Origin of the sequence: Rhodococcus sp. Chr-9 (assembly GCF_000801125.1) — a bacterium.
Classification (GTDB): domain Bacteria; phylum Actinomycetota; class Actinomycetes; order Mycobacteriales; family Mycobacteriaceae; genus Rhodococcus; species Rhodococcus pyridinivorans.
The window spans coordinates 192,416-208,948 of the sequence record NZ_JTIZ01000076.1 but is presented as its reverse complement, the minus strand read 5'-3'; the positions used below and the strand labels follow the sequence as shown (position 1 = coordinate 208,948).

General features: G+C 70.7%; 15 protein-coding genes. 10 read left to right on the top strand and 5 right to left on the bottom strand.

Annotated features, from left to right (window positions below):
- Window positions 1-167: 167 nt before the first annotated feature.
- The 3 genes from mraZ to QR64_RS10950 form a co-directional block, all read right to left on the bottom strand.
- Window positions 168-599, bottom strand: coding sequence for a division/cell wall cluster transcriptional repressor MraZ (gene mraZ, locus QR64_RS10960; RefSeq protein ID WP_006554148.1), 432 nt, complete (start codon window positions 597-599; stop codon window positions 168-170).
- Window positions 600-1,039: 440 nt separating this feature from the next.
- Window positions 1,040-1,459, bottom strand: a complete 420-nt coding sequence (locus QR64_RS10955) for a DUF3040 domain-containing protein (RefSeq protein ID WP_024101274.1) — start codon at window positions 1,457-1,459, stop codon at window positions 1,040-1,042.
- A 173-nt stretch (window positions 1,460-1,632) separates the two neighbouring features.
- The gene (locus QR64_RS10950; protein WP_006554150.1) at window positions 1,633-2,118 is read right to left on the bottom strand and encodes an SAV_6107 family HEPN domain-containing protein; all 486 of its coding nucleotides are present in this window, start codon (window positions 2,116-2,118) and stop codon (window positions 1,633-1,635) included.
- A 323-nt stretch (window positions 2,119-2,441) separates the two neighbouring features.
- Here QR64_RS10950 and QR64_RS10945 point away from each other — a divergent pair, with 323 nt between their 5' ends.
- Genes QR64_RS10945 through QR64_RS10925 form a run of 5 tightly spaced genes read left to right on the top strand, consistent with a single transcriptional unit; the run spans window position 2,442 to window position 7,462 of the window.
- Window positions 2,442-3,089: a GNAT family N-acetyltransferase gene (locus tag QR64_RS10945; RefSeq protein WP_006554151.1), complete on the top strand. Its 648-nt coding sequence runs from the start codon at window positions 2,442-2,444 to the stop codon at window positions 3,087-3,089.
- Window positions 3,086-4,681, top strand: coding sequence for a phytoene desaturase family protein (locus tag QR64_RS10940; protein ID WP_039585182.1), 1,596 nt, complete (start codon window positions 3,086-3,088; stop codon window positions 4,679-4,681). The genes QR64_RS10945 and QR64_RS10940 overlap by 4 nt, the downstream gene beginning before the upstream one ends.
- Window positions 4,678-5,556, top strand: a complete 879-nt coding sequence (locus QR64_RS10935) for a carotenoid biosynthesis protein (protein WP_039585181.1) — start codon at window positions 4,678-4,680, stop codon at window positions 5,554-5,556. The genes QR64_RS10940 and QR64_RS10935 overlap by 4 nt, the downstream gene beginning before the upstream one ends.
- Window positions 5,553-6,275, top strand: coding sequence for an LppM family (lipo)protein (locus QR64_RS10930; RefSeq protein ID WP_006554154.1), 723 nt, complete (start codon window positions 5,553-5,555; stop codon window positions 6,273-6,275). Before QR64_RS10935 ends, QR64_RS10930 begins: the two co-directional genes overlap by 4 nt.
- Entirely contained in the window at window positions 6,245-7,462 is a 1,218-nt protein-coding gene (locus QR64_RS10925) for a glycosyltransferase (RefSeq protein WP_019289761.1), read from the top strand. Before QR64_RS10930 ends, QR64_RS10925 begins: the two co-directional genes overlap by 31 nt.
- A 24-nt stretch (window positions 7,463-7,486) precedes the next feature.
- Here QR64_RS10925 and metF read toward each other — a convergent pair whose 3' ends face one another.
- Window positions 7,487-8,431 (bottom strand): methylenetetrahydrofolate reductase [NAD(P)H], encoded by a 945-nt coding sequence (metF, locus tag QR64_RS10920; protein ID WP_170318569.1) that lies wholly within the window; start codon window positions 8,429-8,431, stop codon window positions 7,487-7,489.
- 219 nt (window positions 8,432-8,650) lie between these two features.
- Here metF and QR64_RS10915 point away from each other — a divergent pair, with 219 nt between their 5' ends.
- The 4 genes from QR64_RS10915 to QR64_RS10900 all read left to right on the top strand — a co-directional run bounded on the left by QR64_RS10915 (window position 8,651) and on the right by QR64_RS10900 (window position 13,853).
- Window positions 8,651-9,697 (top strand): polyprenyl synthetase family protein, encoded by a 1,047-nt coding sequence (locus QR64_RS10915; RefSeq protein WP_039585180.1) that lies wholly within the window; start codon window positions 8,651-8,653, stop codon window positions 9,695-9,697.
- A gap of 5 nt (window positions 9,698-9,702) precedes the next feature.
- Entirely contained in the window at window positions 9,703-11,235 is a 1,533-nt protein-coding gene (crtI, locus tag QR64_RS10910; RefSeq protein ID WP_039585179.1) for a phytoene desaturase family protein, read from the top strand.
- Window positions 11,236-11,335: 100 nt separating this feature from the next.
- The gene (locus tag QR64_RS10905; RefSeq protein ID WP_170318566.1) at window positions 11,336-12,922 is read left to right on the top strand and encodes an alpha-(1->6)-mannopyranosyltransferase A; all 1,587 of its coding nucleotides are present in this window, start codon (window positions 11,336-11,338) and stop codon (window positions 12,920-12,922) included.
- Window positions 12,915-13,853: a phytoene/squalene synthase family protein gene (locus QR64_RS10900; protein WP_084222318.1), complete on the top strand. Its 939-nt coding sequence runs from the start codon at window positions 12,915-12,917 to the stop codon at window positions 13,851-13,853. Before QR64_RS10905 ends, QR64_RS10900 begins: the two co-directional genes overlap by 8 nt.
- A gap of 15 nt (window positions 13,854-13,868) precedes the next feature.
- Here QR64_RS10900 and QR64_RS10895 read toward each other — a convergent pair whose 3' ends face one another.
- Window positions 13,869-14,240 (bottom strand): Rv2175c family DNA-binding protein, encoded by a 372-nt coding sequence (locus QR64_RS10895; RefSeq protein ID WP_024101284.1) that lies wholly within the window; start codon window positions 14,238-14,240, stop codon window positions 13,869-13,871.
- Between the two features lie 182 nt (window positions 14,241-14,422).
- Between QR64_RS10895 and pknB the strand changes: the two genes are divergently transcribed.
- On the top strand, window positions 14,423-16,465 hold the full coding sequence (gene pknB, locus QR64_RS10890) for a Stk1 family PASTA domain-containing Ser/Thr kinase (protein ID WP_039585178.1): 2,043 nt from the start codon (window positions 14,423-14,425) through the stop codon (window positions 16,463-16,465).
- Window positions 16,466-16,533: the final 68 nt, after the last annotated feature.

Here is a 16,533-nt window from a genome sequence, read left to right as displayed (position 1 = left end):
TACGGAAGACGGCGAATGCCTCGAGGTCTCTGTCCGAGTCCGAAGAGACCTGACGCCGGGGAAGTGCGTCAGGGCCCTCCGGTCCGTACCTGGCGCTGGGGAAGTGCGTCAGGGCCGGCACATCGGGCAGAGGCCTCGCGGCACTCGCCGCGCAGCCCGAGCCGTGGTTACAAGATGTCGCGTAGTGCTTCGTCTCTCGCTTCCGAGAAGTCTTCTTCGTGCTCGGCGAGGTAGGTCTCCCATGCCGTCGCGTCCCAAATCTCGAGGTACCTGACCGAACCGATCACCACGCAGTCCTTGGTGAGACCGGCGTACTTGCGGTGAGCTGACGACAGCGTGATCCGGCCTTGTGAGTCGGGTCGCTGCTCCTCCGTTCCCGACGCGAGACTCCGCAGGAACGCACGTGCCTGAGGGTTGCTCCGTGAGGCACTCGCAGCGCGTTCGGCCAGAGCGGCGAACTCGTCGCGAGGGAACACGGTGAGGCTGTGATCCTGCCCCTTCGTGATCATCAACCCTCCCGCCAGCTCGTCTCGGTACTTCGCCGGCAGTGTCAGCCGGCCCTTGTCGTCCAACTTCGGGGTGTAGGTACCGAGGAACACTCGGCGCCTCCCCGCTGCCGGACGGATGCTTCGCGCGACAGGACACCTTGTCCCGCCGCGCCCCACATTACCCCACTTTGCCCCACCGGAAACGGATTACTGCCGCCCGGCCGCGCGTGTTGTCGTCACATTCCCAGCTCAGAGCAGGTGGCGGAAAATGGGGACACGCGCTCGCGTGACGACGACGGATCCACCGCTGTCGGCGCCCCGACGATCCGCCCCACCGGCGGAGCGAGGGCCGAGCAATCGGCGACCAGGGAAAACACTGCGGCCGGAGCCGAGGTGGGAGGCGGTGGGGAGACGGAGATTGCGCGAGTGGGGCGCGGTGGTGGAGGGGCGGAGAGGCGGACGACGCCGGGTCGGTGAAAGGTCTGCAGACGAACGACGACGGCACGACCCGTGGGTCGCGCCGTCGTCGGTACACCTGATGGTCGAGGAGGTCAGTCCTGCTCGAAACGCCTCCGGAACCGCTCTTCCATGCGGTTGGTGAAGCCACCACCCGAGGACTTCTTGCCGCCGCGGGAACTTCGACCGGACTTTCCGGAACCGGAACTACCGCCCGTCGCCCCTGGAGTCGACGGCCGACGACCGCCGAGGAGCAACAAGACTCCGGCGGCGAACATCACGAGGAACCCGAGCAGACTGATGATCGGGAAGCCGCCCGGCTTGAGCGGCAGGGCAACGCCGGCGATCAGCAGCGTCAGGCCCAACACGAACAATGCGCCGGCCTGTAACCGCCGCCGGTTCGACGCCATCCCCAACCGGCTGCCACGCACGGTCGAGGCGAACTTGGGATCCTCAGCATAGAGCGCGCTCTCGATCTGATCGAGCATGCGCTGCTCGTGCTCGGAGAGTGGCACGGTACCTCCCCCGGCACTAAACGGTGGCCACCGGATCCGTGGGGCGAATCCGGTGGGGGGCCGTCCGTACGGCCGCCTGAGTCAATAATACGAGCAGATGTCGCTGTGGACCACAAACTCCACACGTGAGTTCGATCCCGTCGTCGGCGAAGGCCCTCGTGAAGGGGCGAAAGTCACCCACCGACACCGACCTCCGGCTCTGCTTCGGCGTCGAGATAGCCCTCCACATCGTGCAGGAAGTGGCCCACCTCGTCGTAGAAGGCACCGGATTCGTCGGCTCCCACCGCCTGCGCGACCCCCGCCTCGACCGCGGTGCGGGTGGCGGAGCGATCGGCGAAGTAGTCGGCCCAGACGGCGAAGGACTCGTCGGCGCGCGCCATGAGTGCCCATGCGTTGCGCGTCGCGGGTCGGCGGGGCCGGATCCCGGAGCGCAGCTCCGCGGCCGCGACCACCGCACCGGCACCGCGCAGCGCCGCCAGGTAGGCGAGGCGGAACCGCTCGCCCGGATCGCCGGCACCGGCGGCACCGGAAAGCAGATCGTCGGCCTTGCGCAGCAGCGTCGCCGCGCGCGCCGAGGTGGCATGGTCGATGCATGCGGACGGCCCGAGCGTGGGAGACGTTCGGCGCGGGCCTCGACTCGCGACCTGACCGTTGGCCATGTTCACGCACCTCCTCGGCGTGGTCTCACCACTCGTTACAACGAGCGGTATCCGGTGGCATTCCCGCCGAAACGCCGAGGAACGGAGATCACTGTCCTCGAGTGAGGCCCGACACGGACGCCGAGCGGGAGACCCCAGGGTGATCCGGGGATGTTCGCTTCCCTCGAACATCCCCGGATCACCGATGTCGAACATGCGTTCGACGTATTCAATATAGCTGGACCCACCGACAACCCGTCAAGAGAAAGCGGCCACGTCATCCCGAACGATCAGCGAGACCCGAGCACCTCCGACGCACCGCGAGCCACCCGAACGAGTCACGCATGACCACCGATCCCTGCCAGGACGCCCCGATCCTCACCGAGCTCTCCCCCGCGGACTTCCGTGCGCACCTGCCCTCGCTGCTGACCGTCTACGTCGCGGCGATGCGATATCCCCGAGGCACGGAGTACCACCGCGCGCCGATGTGGTCCGAGCATTCGGCCCGCGCGGGTTGGCAGGCGTTCGCCGCGAGCCTCCCCGAGGATCCGGACACCGTCGTCGGGATCGCGTACGGCTACCGGGGCGACACCCGCCAGTGGTGGCACCAGCAGGTGCGCGCCGGCATGCGCCATTCCGGACGGTCCCCCGAGGAGATCGATCGCGTTCTCTCCGACTACTTCGAGCTCACCGAACTGCACGTCCGACCCGACATGCAGGGACGCCGCATCGGTGAACTGCTCCTGTCGGCGCTGCTGCGGGGACGCACGGAAGCGGCCGTACTGCTGTCGACACCCGAGGTGCCGGGCGAGGACAACCGGGCGTGGCGGCTGTACCGTCGGTTCGGATTCCAGGACGTCGTCCGCCGGTTCGTCTTCACCGGCGACGCCCGCCCGTTCGCGGTCCTCGGCAGGAGCCTGCCCCTCGAGCCGGACCTCGTTCCGCACCACCATCACACGATCGGCGATCCGGACGGAAGCGGTACCCCATGAACGCCACACTCGACGTCGTCGTCGTCGGCTCGGGCCACAACGCCCTGGTCTCCGCGTGTTATCTCGCCCGCGACGGATGGTCGGTGGAGGTTCTCGAACGCGACACCGTGCCGGGCGGCGCCGTCTCCACCGTCGAACGTTTCCCCGGATATGCCGTCGACCGCGGCTCCTCGGCGCACATCATGGTGCGCCACTCCGGGATCGTCGAGGAACTCGATCTCGCCGCCCACGGCCTGCGCTACATCGACTGCGACCCGTGGGCGTACGCGCCGCCCCCTGCGGACTCCGACCGTCCCGGCATCGTCTTCCACCGCGATCTCGACCGGACCTGCGCCTCCGTCGAGGCCGCCTGCGGACGCCGCGAGGCCGACGCGTACCGCCGCTTCGTGCAGGACTGGGGCCCGCGCAGCGCGGCGGTGATGACGTCGTTCACCCGTCCCCCGACCGGCCGGCACCTGCTGTCCTCGTTCTGGGGACTCGACGCGGGTGAGGGTGGCAGCGCCCTGTCCCGCCGGTTCCTCACCACCGGCGACAGCCTGCTCGACGAGTACTTCGACGACGAACCCCTCAAGGCGGCCCTCGCCTGGTTCGGCGCGCAGTCCGGCCCGCCCATGTCCGAACCCGGCACCGCGGCGATGGTGGGCTTCGCCGCCCTCATGCACACCCTTCCCCCGGGTCGCGCGATCGGCGGAAGCGGTGCGCTCACCCAGGCCCTGCTGTCGCGGCTGCGGTCCGATGGCGGCACGGTGACCTGCGGCGACGCCGCCACCGAGATCCGCCGGACCGGCGATCGGTGGACCGTGCGCACCGAATCGGGACGCTCGGTGCAAGCCCACAGGGTCGTCGCCGGATGCCACGTGCTGACCACGCTGGATCTGCTCGACCGCGGCGGATACGACCGCGACCGGCTCGAGGGCTGGCGTCGCAGCATGCGGGTCGGTCCGGGCATCGGCATGGTCCTGCGCCTCGGCACCGACTCGCTGCCCCGCTACCGCGGCTGCGACGAGCCCGAATCGACGACCTCCGGTCTGCAACTGCTCGTCGACGACCGCGCCCACCTGCGCGCCGCGCATGGTGCCGCGATGGCGGGAGACCTGCCCCCGCGACCCACCGTCCTCGCGATGAGCTTCTCCGCCCTCGACCCGACGATCGCACCCGACGGCAAGCACCAGATCACGCTGTGGTCCCAGTGGCATCCGTACGCGCTGCGCGGCGGACGTCGCTGGGCGGACATCGCCGGCGCCGAGACCGACCGCATCCTCGCCGAGATGGAGACGCGCTCTCCCGGCTTCACCGCGAGCGTGGAGCACTGCCACGTGCAGACCCCCGCGGACATCGAGAGCGAACTCGGCCTGCTCGGCGGGAACGTCATGCACGTGGAGATGTCGCTGGACCAGATGTTCCTGTGGCGTCCGCTGCCGGAGCTGTCCGGCTACCGGGTGCCCGACGCGCCCGGCCTCTATCTCACCGGCGCCTCGACCCATCCCGGTGGTGGAGTCTCCGGTGCGAGCGGCCGCAACGCCGCCCGGGTCGCCCTCGCCGACGCCAAGGGCAGTCTCGTGGACCGCGTGAAGGGCTGGGTGTCGCGGTGACCGACACCCGCGTCCCCGCACCGCCCCGACCGGCCCGGTGGCGGACGGTCCTTCCGATCGTCCCGGCCGTCGCCGCGGTCCTCGCCCAGATCGCCTATCCCCTCACCGAGGGCGGCGCCCGGGACGCCGCGACCGTCGCGGTCGTCACGCTGCTCACCGCCGCCTGCCTCGTCCACGCCGCGTTGAACCGCGGCATCACCTTCGCCGTCGTCCTGTTCGTCAGCTCGGCGGGCATCGGGTATCTGTCCGAGGTGGTCGGCACGAGGACCGGCTATCCCTACGGCTGCTACAGCTACGTCACCGACAGGCTCGGGCCGGCCGCACTCGACGTCCCGCTGGTGGTGCCGCTGGCGTGGTCGGCGGGCCTGTACCCCGTCTGGTGCGTGGCCTCCCGCCTCGTCCGCAACGGTCCCGGCAGGGTCGCGGCGGTCACCGTCGGCATGCTGGGCTGGGATCTCTATCTCGACCCCCAGATGGTGGCGGACGGGCACTGGTCGTGGTGCAACGCCGGCGGCCTGCCCGGGATCGAGCACATCCCGCTCACCAACTACGCGGGCTGGCTCCTCGTCGCCGCGATCATGGCGACCGTACTCGTGCTCGTCGACTCCCGCTCGGACCGTGCCGACGCGCCCCGGCACGACGCCGTGCCGATTGCGCTGTTCCTGTGGACGTGGCTCGGTTCGGCCCTCGCCCACAGCGTATTCCTCGACGCTCCCCAACTCGGCTACTCCGCGGTCTACGGGCTGGTCGTCATGGGGGTACTGGGTCTTCCCCTGCTGGTCTCACTCGTCCGGTCGTGGCGCGCAAGCGTGTCCGGTCCCGGGCGGGACGAGGCACGACTCGCCGCGAGCGACCCGAAGAACCGACGAGGATGACCGTGCCTGGCACCATGTTCTCCGTGCAGTCGTCCATCCTGTCCGTCCGCCGTCGTGTCGTCGCGGTCGTGGGGCTCGTGCTCCTCGGCCTACCGCTCCTCACCGGCTGCCTGCGCGTGCAGGCGACGATGGGGATCTCCTCCGACGACCGTGTGTCGGGGCAGATCGTCGCCGCGACCATCCCCGCCGACGAGAACGATCCCGGCCCCGAACTCACCGCTCCCTCGGCCCTGGCCGGGAAGGTGCGGGTGCAGGAGTACTCGCAGGACGGCTACGTCGGGAGCCAGGTCTTCTTCAACGACCTCACCTTCGGCGACGTCCAGCAGCTCGCCACGATGTCCGATCAGAGCGCCGGCATGTTCCAGCTCAACCTGCAGCGCTCGGGCGATCTGGTGGCACTGAACGGACGTGTGGATCTCGAGTCCGCTCCCACCCAGGGCACCGACGTGCAGTTCACCATCGCGTTCCCCGCCCGGGTGGCGACCACCAACGGCACCCGCGAGTCGGATTCGGTCGTGACCTGGAAGATTCCGGCCGGCGAGGTGAGCACCCTCCGCGCGGAGGTGCGCTACGCCGATCCCAACACGCGCGGTTTCGCGGGCTGGGCCGGAATCATGGCCGGCGGCGCCTTCGGTGTCACGCTGATCATCGCCGGCGCGGCCTGGTTCACCCGCAATCCCGCGCCGCAGTGGTCGTCGGCGAACGGGACGCGGTCCTGACCCGCCTTCCGCGCGACCCGTCCCCCGGTCTCACGCGACTCGTCGCCGGTGGCGCTCTCGTCGCCTCCTACGGCGCGGCCGTTGCCGTCGCGAATCGGGTCTCGCTCCCTCGTCTCGTGCCGGGACCGGTGGTCGACGAGCAGGTCACCGTCGTCGTCCCCGCCCGCGACGAGGCGCCCCGCATCGCCGCGATCGTCTCCGACCTGCGGGCACAGACAGGACTGCACGCCCTGCGCGTGGTGATCCTCGACGACGACTCGTCCGACGGCACCGCCGACCTGGCCACGGCCGCGGCCGAGGGCGACGAGCGCATCACCGTCGTCCGATCGACACAGCCACCGCCCGAAGGATGGACCGGGAAGGCGGCCGCGTGCGCCGCAGCCGTCGCCCACGCCGGATCGACTACCGACAGCGGCATCGTCGTGTTCGTCGACGCGGACGTCCGGCTCGCACCCGACGCGCTCGCCGCCGCCGTCGCTCTGCTGCGCCACCAGGACGCCGCGCTCGTCTCACCGTTCCCGTACCAGCTCACCGGATCGGCGCTCGAACGGCTCGTGCAGCCCCTGCTGTTCTGGTCGTGGTTCTCGTTGCTGCCCGTCGCGGTCTCGCACCGCACCCACCGGCCGTCGATGGCGGTCGCGTGCGGACAGTTCCTCGTCTTCGACGCGCGCGCCTACGCGGCGATCGGCGGGCACGCCGCGGTCGCGGCGAGTCCCACGGAGGATCTGGATCTGGCCCGGACACTGCGTCGCGCCGGACTGCCTACGACGGTCGCGGCCGCGGGCGGACTGGCGTCGTGCCGGATGTACGACGGAGCCCGCCCGCTGATCGGCGGTTACACCCGCTGGTTGTGGTCGGCGTTCGGATCCCCGGTCGGGGCGGCCGCGGTGGTCGCGCTGTATCTCCTCGCCTACTTCGTGCCCCCGGCCGCGGCGCTTCTCGGCGGGGGACGGACGCGACGCTGGGGCGTGGCCGGTGCCACCGCGGGCGTGACGTCACGCCTTCTCGCGCGCGTCACCGAGCGGGGAGGACGCCGACACCCGGACGCTCCGGACCGTCCCGTCGACGATCTGCTGGACGCCGCGGCGCACCCGGCATCGGTCCTGGCGGTCGGTGCGCTCACGGCGTCGTCGATCCGGGCACGGCGCAGCGGACGCGCGGCGTGGAAGGCCCGCGTCCTGCCCTGACCCCGAACCGGCGCGGGCCGGATGTCAGGCCGGCTGCACCGCGGCGGGAGCTTCGAGCTCGTAGCCGAGGCGGTCGAGCACCTCGCCGGTCGCGCGGGCGAAGTTGAGCGTGATGAAGTGCAGGCACGGCGCACCCTCGGAGATCAGCCGCTCGCACATCTCCGTCGCCACCTCGATACCCACCTCGCGCACCGCGGCGCGGTTCTCCTCCGGACCGTCGCCTGCCGCGCGCCGCAGCCGCTCCTCGAGAACGGGCGGCAGGTGCGAACCCGACAGTTCGAGGCTGCGCCGCGCCGAGCGCAGCGACGTGATGGGCATGATCTCGGGGATGATCGGCTTGAGCCCCTGCTCGGCGTCGCAGGCCACGACCCGGTCGCGCAGCCTCAGGTAGTGCTCGACGTCGAAGAACATCTGGGTGATCGAGTACTCGGCACCCGCACGGAGCTTCTGCACGAGATAGCGGGTGTCGTGATCGAGGTCCGGGGACCGGTGGTGTCCTTCGGGGAACGACGCGACGCCCACGTGGAAGTCGCCGAGCTCGCGCACCAGACGCACGAGCTCGTCGGCGTATTCGAGACCTTCGGGGTGCTTTTCCCACTCGCCGAGCGGGTTGCCCGGCGGGTCACCGCGCAGCGCGAGGATGTTGGTGATGCCGCGGTCGGCGTAGGCGCCGACCATCGCGCGCAGTTCGTCGATGCTGTGCCCGACGGCCGTGAGGTGCGCGACCGGCAGGAGGGTGGTCTCCTCGGCGAGGCGTCCGGTGACCCGGACCGTACGGTCGCGGGTGGAGCCCCCGGCGCCGTAGGTCATCGATACGAAGGCCGGGCCGAGACGTTCGAACGTCCGCACGGCGCGCCACAGTCGTCCCTCGGCCTCGGCGTCGCGAGGCGGGGAGAACTCGACGGAGAACGGAATGCGGCCCGAACGCGCGGACCCGAGACGGTCCACGATCGACGGGGTCCGAGAAATCCCGCCGTCCTCGGTTGCCCTGACGAAGTCGCTTGTCACCGGTCCAGCATAGGTGGCGCCCCCGGGGCGGTCGCTACCGGCGACGACCCGACTGTGCGGATAGGCTGGTCGCGGCACCTCCGGCTCACCCGCCTCCGAGGTGCCGTCACCCATCGACCTGGAGGTTTCGTCCTGTCTACCGGCGCCGTTCACCTGTCTGCCGAGCAGCTCCCCCATCGGGTGGAGGACTCCCTCCGGCAGTTCTTCACCTCACGCTCCGACCTGGTCGACTCGGTGGGCAATGGATACCGGCAGGCCGTCGACACGCTCGAGGCATTCGTGCTGCGCGGCGGCAAGCGGGTGCGTCCGCGTTTCGCCTGGACGGGCTGGCTCGGCGCCGGTGGTGACCCGACCGGGCCGGACGCCGAGGCCGTCCTGCAGGCGTGCTCCGCGCTCGAGCTCGTGCAGGCCGCGGCGCTCGTCCACGACGACATCATCGATGCCTCCACCACGCGCCGCGGATTCCCCACCGTGCACGTCGAGTTCACCGAGCAGCACCGGAAGGCCGGCTGGCACGGTAAGGCGGAGCAGTTCGGCGAGTCGGTGGCGATCCTGCTCGGCGACCTCGCCCTGGTGTGGGCGGACGACATGCTGCACTCGGCGGGGCTCGACCCCGCGACCGTCGCGCGCGTGGTCCCCGCCTGGGCCGCGATGCGCACCGAGGTGCTCGGCGGGCAGTATCTCGACATCGCCAACGAGGTGGCGGCGGACGAATCGGTGGAGGCCGCCACGCGGGTCAACCGGTTCAAGACCGCGGCGTACACGATCGAACGCCCGCTGCACATCGGCGCTGCCCTCGCCGGCGCCGACGACGACCTCATCGATGCCTACCGCCGCTTCGGCACCGACATCGGCCTGGCGTTCCAGCTGCGCGACGACCTGCTCGGTGTCTTCGGCGACCCCGAGGTCACCGGCAAGCCGTCGGGCGACGACCTGCGCTCGGGCAAGAGGACCGTCCTGTACGCGCTGGCACTGGAGACGGCCGATGCCTCCGATCCGGCCGCGGCCGAGCTGCTACGCACCTCGATCGGGACCGATCTGTCCGACGCGCAGGTCGAGCACCTCCGCTCGCTGCTCGTCGATCTCGGCGCGGTCGCCCGAATCGAGGACCGCATCTCGGAACTGACCGACAGCGCGTTCGAGGCGCTCGAGGCGTCCGGCGCCACCGAGGAGGGCAAGGCCCTTCTGCGCGAGTCGGCGGTCGCGGCGACGCGACGGGTGGCGTGAGGGCGGTGCGGACCGTTCCCGGCGCCGACCGGGTCGTCGTGGTCGGTGCCGGTCTCGCCGGTCTGTCGGCGGCACTGTACCTGCGCGGCGCCGGTAAGGACGTCACGGTGCTCGAACGCGCCGACGACGTCGGCGGCCGGGTCGGCAGCTATCACGGCCCGGGCTACGAGATCGACAACGGCGCCACCGTGCTGACGATGCCCGAGTTGATCGACGACGCGCTCGCCGCGGTGGGCACCGACCGCAACTCCGTCCGGCCGGCCCTGCGCACCCGGCGACTGTCCCCCGCCTACCACGCGCGGTTCGCCGACGGCACCTCGATCGACGTGCACTCCGACCCCGACGCCATGGTCGCGGAGATCTCACGGGTGTGCGGTCCCGACGAGGCACGCCGCTATCTGGGGTTGCGCGCGTGGCTCGCCGACATCTTCGACGCCGAGTTCGACCGCTTCATGGACGCGAGTTTCGACTCGCCGCTCGACCTGGTCTCGTCCCCGGCGGCGCTGCGCGATCTGGCGCGTCTGCTCCGACTGGGCGGGTTCGGCAGGCTCGGCGCGCAGGTGAACCGCAGGGTCACCGACCCGCGCCTGCGCCGCGTCTTCACCTTCCAGGCGCTGTACGCGGGGGTCGCTCCGGCACGGGCCCTCGCCGTCTACGGGGCCATCGCCCACATGGACACGTCGCTGGGCGTGTACGCGGTGGACGGCGGCATGCGGTCGGTCGCCCGCGCGATGGCCGCGGCGTTCGTCGAGGCCGGCGGACGGCTCGAACTCGGCCGGGAGGTGACCTCGCTCGACCTCTCCGCCGGTCGGGTCGACGGTGTCCGCACCCGCGACGGACAGCGCTTCCCGTGCGACGCGGCCGTCCTGACCCCCGACACCCCGGTGGTCGACGGATTGCTGCCGCGCCGACGGTGCCGCCGCACGCTGGCCGCGCCGTCGGCCGTCGTGCTGCACGGGTCGATCCCCACCGGGGTGACCCGTGGCTGGGCGGCGCAACACCACCACGTGATCGATTTCGGCGGGGAGTGGGACCGCACCTTCGCGGAGATCACCCGCAGCCGCGGACGCGGCCGGCCGATGTCGGACCCCTCGCTGCTCATCACGCGACCGGCACTGTCCGATCCCGGCCTGCGATTCACCCGTGAGGGCGTCGAGCACGAACCATTGTCGGTGCTGGCGCCATGCCCGAGCCTCGACAGCGCTCCGCTCGCCTGGGCCGAGCTCGCGGTGCCCTATCGCAACGAACTGCTCGACGTCCTCGACCGCCGCGGATACGGCGGCATCACGGACGGTTTCCGCGTCGACCACATCGACACGCCGGCCACCTGGCACGCTCGTGGCATGCAGGCGGGCAGCCCGTTCTCGAGCGCTCACGTCTTCCGGCAGACGGGACCGTTCCGGCGCCGCAACCTCGATCCGGCCGTTCCCGGCGTGGTGCTCGCGGGGTCGGCGACGGTGCCGGGCGTCGGTGTCCCCACCGTGCTGTTGTCCGGAAGGCTCGCCGCCGAACGGCTCGGTGTTCCGCGAAGGCGGTGACACCGGGCGCACCACGCTCCGCGTCTCCACTAAACTGTCCTCGTTCGCCAGCTATCTGCGCGCCGCGCATCCACACGTCCACGGGGGAGGAACCGTACCGATGTCGTCCCCTGCCTCGCCCGACGCCGAGCCGCAGACCTCGCCCGCGCCGGAGGGGACGGCCGCACCGGCGGGTGAGCGTCCGAAGCACGCATTCCTGAGGAGTCCCGCCGGCCATGCCGCGCTGCTCGGCGCGTGGGGCGCGGTACTCATGACCTTCGGCAGTTTCGGATCGGGCAGTGTCCGGCGGATCGACCCGCTGCTCGAGGACATCTATCTGTCGTGGCTGCGGTTCGGCCACGGCCAGTTGCTCTCGCGGATCATCCTGTGGGTCGGTGTGCTCCTCATGATCGCAGCGTGGGTGCGCGTCGGCCGGGCGACCCTCGCCGGCCACGTCACGGTGCGCGATCTGTGGACGGTGCTGCCCGCGTGGACCGCTCCCCTGCTGGTCGCGACACCGATGTTCAGCCGCGACGCCTACTCCTACCTCGCGCAGGGCGCACTGCTGCGCGACGGTTTCGACCCGTACGAGGTGGGCCCGGTCGTCAATCCGGGCGTCCTGCTCGACAACGTCAGCAATGTGTGGACAACGACGACCACGCCCTACGGGCCCGTCCACCTGCTGCTCGGTGCGGGCATCACGTCCATCACCGACGACAACGTGGTGACGGGCACCTGGCTGTGGCGCCTGACCATGCTTCCCGGCCTGGCACTCATGGCGTGGGCCGTGCCGAAACTCGCCCGTCGCATGGGCGGAAATCCCGCGATTGCCCTGTGGCTCGCAGTGCTGAACCCGCTCGTACTGATCCACCTCGTCGGCGGTGTGCACAACGAGCTGCTGATGGTCGGTCTCATGATCGCCGGCATCGTGTTCGTGCTCGAGGGCCGGCACCTCGGCGGCATCGCCCTGGTCTCCCTCGGCGCCGCGATCAAGGCCACCGCAGGATTGGCACTGCCCTTCCTGGTGTGGGTGTGGATGATCCACGAACGCGATCGTGCGCTTGCCGAGGGACGCGAACCGGCAGCGCCCGTGCGCCTGTTCGCCAAGGCCGTCGGCCTGGGACTGGGGGTCTTCGCCGCGGTCTTCGGTGGCACCTCGCTGCTCGCCGGTGTCGGCATCGGCTGGCTCACCGCCCTGTCCGGCTCGTCGAAGATCATCAACTGGCTGTCGCTGCCGACGATGATGGCGCACGCCGTCACCTGGGTCACTCCGTGGCGGCTCGGATCGGTCCTCGACATCACACGCATGCTCTGCGCGATCGCGCTGGTGGTGATCCTCGTGTGGGCGTGGTGGCGCTTCCGCCGCACCGAGCGCGACGCGATCTTCGGGATCGTCGTGGCGCTGACTGCGGTGACCCTGCTGTCGCCCGCCGCGCTGCCCTGGTACTACTCCTGGCCGCTCGCCGTCGCCGCCGCCTTCGCGATGTCGCCCCGGGTGCTCATGGTGCTCGTCGCACTGTCGACATGGCTGATGTTGATCTTCAACCCCGACGGGTCGATCGGGATGTACAACATCGCGCACGTCGCGCTCGCGGTGTTCGCCTCGATCGTCGCGGCCCGTTCGCTGGTCACCTACGACCCGCTGCGCCTGCGGTTACGACCTCGACCGGCATCACCCGCCGGCGCTGCCCTGGACGACCGTGCCTGAGCGCCCCACGGGGATCGCGGCCGACGATCTCACCCGGGCCTACGCCTACTGCGCCGAGCTCACCGCCGAACACGGACGCACCTACAACCTCGCGACCCGGCTGCTGCCCGCCTCGCGACGACACGCCGTGCACGCGCTCTACGGCTTCGCCCGACACGTCGACGACATCGTCGACGTCACCGCCGTGGACGACCCGGAGGCCGCGATCCGTGGTGTCGACGACGCGCACAGCCGTCTGCACGCCGCACTCGCGGGCGCTCCCGGCCCGCTCGACCACACCGGTCTCGTGGTCCGCGCGCTTGCCGACACGATCGGGCAGTACCGCATCCCGATCGACTATTTCGAGGCGTTCATCCGATCCATGCGCATGGACGTGCCCGGCACGCCCGAGTTCCGGCCCCGCTACGGGACCATGGAGGAACTGCGCGAGTACATGTACGGCTCGGCGGCGGTGATCGGTCTCGAACTGCTGCCGATCCTCGACATCGACGATCCGGCCGCCCCGCCCGCCGCAGCCGCGCTCGGGGCGGCGTTCCAGCTCACCAACTTCATCCGCGACGTGGGCGAGGACCTCGAACGCGGACGTCTCTACATCCCGCTCGAACTGTGGTCGGCCTTCGGGGTCGACATCGACCTGCTGCAGGAATGCCGGCGCACCGGCGCGATGGACCCGAGGGTCCGGCGGGCACTCGCCCACGCGGTCGCGCTGACCCGCGCCGAATATCGCAAAGCCGAACCCGGGCTGGAGGTACTCCCCGACCGGATCCGGCCGGGTATCCGCGCAGCCTTCACGCTCTACGGGCGGATTCTCGACGAGGTCGAACGCAGCGGGTTCCGGGTGCTCGACCGGCGCGCGACGGTTCCGCGCCGCACGCGCGCCGCGGTCATGATCACCGAGTACGTCGCCGGCTCGCTGCTCCGGAAGCGGTAACGACGCCCCGGAGACTCAGAAGGCGAGCGCCTGCGCCCGCCGCACGACCTCGCGCGCGGACTGCGTGTGCATCGCGGCCACAGGGCATCCACCGGGAAGAGAATCGTCCTCGGCGAAGAGCCACCGCAGGATCTCGTCGTCCTCGTAACCGCCGTCGTGTAGCACCGCGATCAGGCCCGGAAGACCCTTGAGAACGTTTCCTTCCTCGTCGAGAAAGGCCTCGGGCAGGACCGGCACGCGGTCGCGCTTGAACGCCAGCAGCTGCCGGTCGCGCACCATCTGGTGTACGCGGGAGGTGGCGACGCCGAGGCTCTTGGCCACGTCGACGAGCTGCACCACGGGCACGGAGCGGTCGAGAACGTCGTCGCAGTAAGGGATTGCACTCACCCCACCACGTTATCGCTGCGGCCGCGCAGGCAGCTACGCGGCTACCGTCCACGGGAGCTGGCTACGATCGACGGGGACGAAATCGCTCCGCACACGCGGAGCCGGAGCTTCGTCACGTCGATACCTCGAAGGCCCGGGTACCGGCGTCCCACCATCACGCACGAGACACGGGGGTACACCGGGTGACCGCTGGAGGCGACCGACTGGTCGGCGTCGTGCTCGACCGGCGTTATCGCATCGAATCGCAGATCGCGCGGGGCGGCATGTCGACCGTCTACCGCGGCACCGACATGCGTCTCGACCGTCCCGTCGCCGTGAAGATCATGGATCCGCAGTTCGCGGCCGATCCCCAATTCCTGGCACGGTTCGAGTTCGAGGCCAGATCCGTCGCGCGATTGACGCATCCCGGGCTCGTCGCGGTCTACGACCAGGGCCAGGACGGCGATCACGTCTTCCTCGTGATGGAGCTCGTCGAGGGCGGCACCCTGCGCGAGCTGCTGCGCGAACGCGGGCCGATGCCGCCGCACGCCGCGGCCGCCGTGGCCGCACCGGTCCTCGGGGCCCTGGCCGTCGCCCACCGGGCGGGTCTCGTGCACCGCGACATCAAGCCCGAGAACATCCTCATCTCCGGCAACGGTGAGGTGAAGATCGCCGACTTCGGGCTCGTCCGGGCGGTCGCCGCCGCGACCACCACCTCGCGCAGCGTGATCCTCGGCACCGCGGCGTACCTGTCTCCGGAGCAGGTGACCATCGGCAGCGCCGACGCGCGTAGCGACGTCTATTCCGCCGGTGTGCTCGTGTACGAGATGCTCACCGGCCGCACTCCCTTCACCGGCGACACGTCCCTGTCGGTGGCGTACCAGCGCGTGGAGAAGGACGTGCCGGATCCGAGTTCGGCCATCGACGGGGTTCCTCCCGAACTGGACGCCTTCGTCCGCCGGGCCACCGAACGCGAACCGACGGAACGCTACGCCGACGCGCAGGTGATGGCCGTCGCGCTCGGCGAGATATGCGACACGCTCGATCTCCCCCGCTACCGGGTTCCGGCTCCGAGACGATCCGCGGTGCGGACGCCACCCGTGGTGGATCCCGATGCCGCGGCACCGACCCGCACCATCGACGGCGCCGCTTCCGGGCCTGCCGATCCTGCTCCGCCGACGACGGTGCTTACCGGCTCGGCCGCGAACTCGCATGCTCCGACGACCGTGCAGACCGCCGTGCCGGCCACGCCCGGCCCGAATGCACCGGCCACGCGCCCGCACCCGACCCGGGTCGCGACCCGCACCCATCCGCGTCCCGACACCGAACCGGTGGCGCCCCCGCCCGACTACGCCGTCGACCGCCGCCGTCAGCGCCGGTCCGCCGCCGGTTGGATCGCCGCGATCATCGTGCTCGCGTTGTTCATGGGGATCGCCGGGTGGTGGCTCGGCGCCGGCCGGCTCAGCGACGTCCCGACCGTGCTGGGACTCGACAAGGCGGCGGCCGTGTCCGCGATCGAGACGGCCGGATTGTCCAGCGAGATCCGGGGCGAATACTCCGACGACGTTCCCGTCGACACCGTCCTCGGCACCGACCCCACCGCGGGCTCACGCGTGCCCGACGGCGACACGATCGAGTTGCTCGTGTCGCTCGGCAGGCCCACCGTCCCGTCCATTCCCGGCGCCGGTGAGAGATCCGTCGTCGAGGACGAACTGCGGAGCCGCACCTTCGAACCGGTCGAGGGCGGTACCGCGTTCAGCACCACGGTGCCCGAGGGCGGAGTGGCCGCGCTCGACCCCGCGCCCGGCACCGTCCTGCCCGTGGGGTCCGAGGTCGCGCTTGTGATCAGCAAGGGATCGCCGCCCGTGACCCTGCCCGATCTGACCGGGCGCCCGGTCGACGAGGCGCGTCGCATCCTCGACGAGGCAGGCCTGACCGTCGGGGACATCCGTGAGGTCTTCGACGCCGATGTCGACGAGGGGCGGGTCATCGGCACCGACCCGGAGGAGGGCGAAGACGTCAGCGCCGGCGGAACCGTCACCCTCCTTGTATCCAATGCAGTGAAGGTGCCGTCGATGTTGGGACGCTCGGTGGGCTCGGCCCGCGACGAGCTCACCCGCCTCGGATTCGAGGTCGAGGTGCGGCAACTCGGCGACTCCGACCGCTCGGTCGTGATCGGCCAGAATCCCGGGGCGGGGCGGAGAGCAGAACAGGGCAGCACGGTCACGCTGACCGCACTGCCCTGATCCGACCGCCTTTCCCCTACCCGCGGGGCATCTCCGCTGTCATCAACCGCGGAGCATCTCCCCTGTGA

Coding starts and splice junctions, on each gene's coding strand:
- QR64_RS10905 (WP_170318566.1), top strand. CDS start 11,336: ATGTCGTCCCCTGCCTCGCCCGACGCCGAGCCGCAGACCTCGCCCGCG.
- QR64_RS10940 (WP_039585182.1), top strand. CDS start 3,086: ATGAACGCCACACTCGACGTCGTCGTCGTCGGCTCGGGCCACAACGCC.
- QR64_RS10950 (WP_006554150.1), bottom strand. CDS start 2,118: ATGGCCAACGGTCAGGTCGCGAGTCGAGGCCCGCGCCGAACGTCTCCC.
- QR64_RS10945 (WP_006554151.1), top strand. CDS start 2,442: ATGACCACCGATCCCTGCCAGGACGCCCCGATCCTCACCGAGCTCTCC.
- QR64_RS10930 (WP_006554154.1), top strand. CDS start 5,553: ATGACCGTGCCTGGCACCATGTTCTCCGTGCAGTCGTCCATCCTGTCC.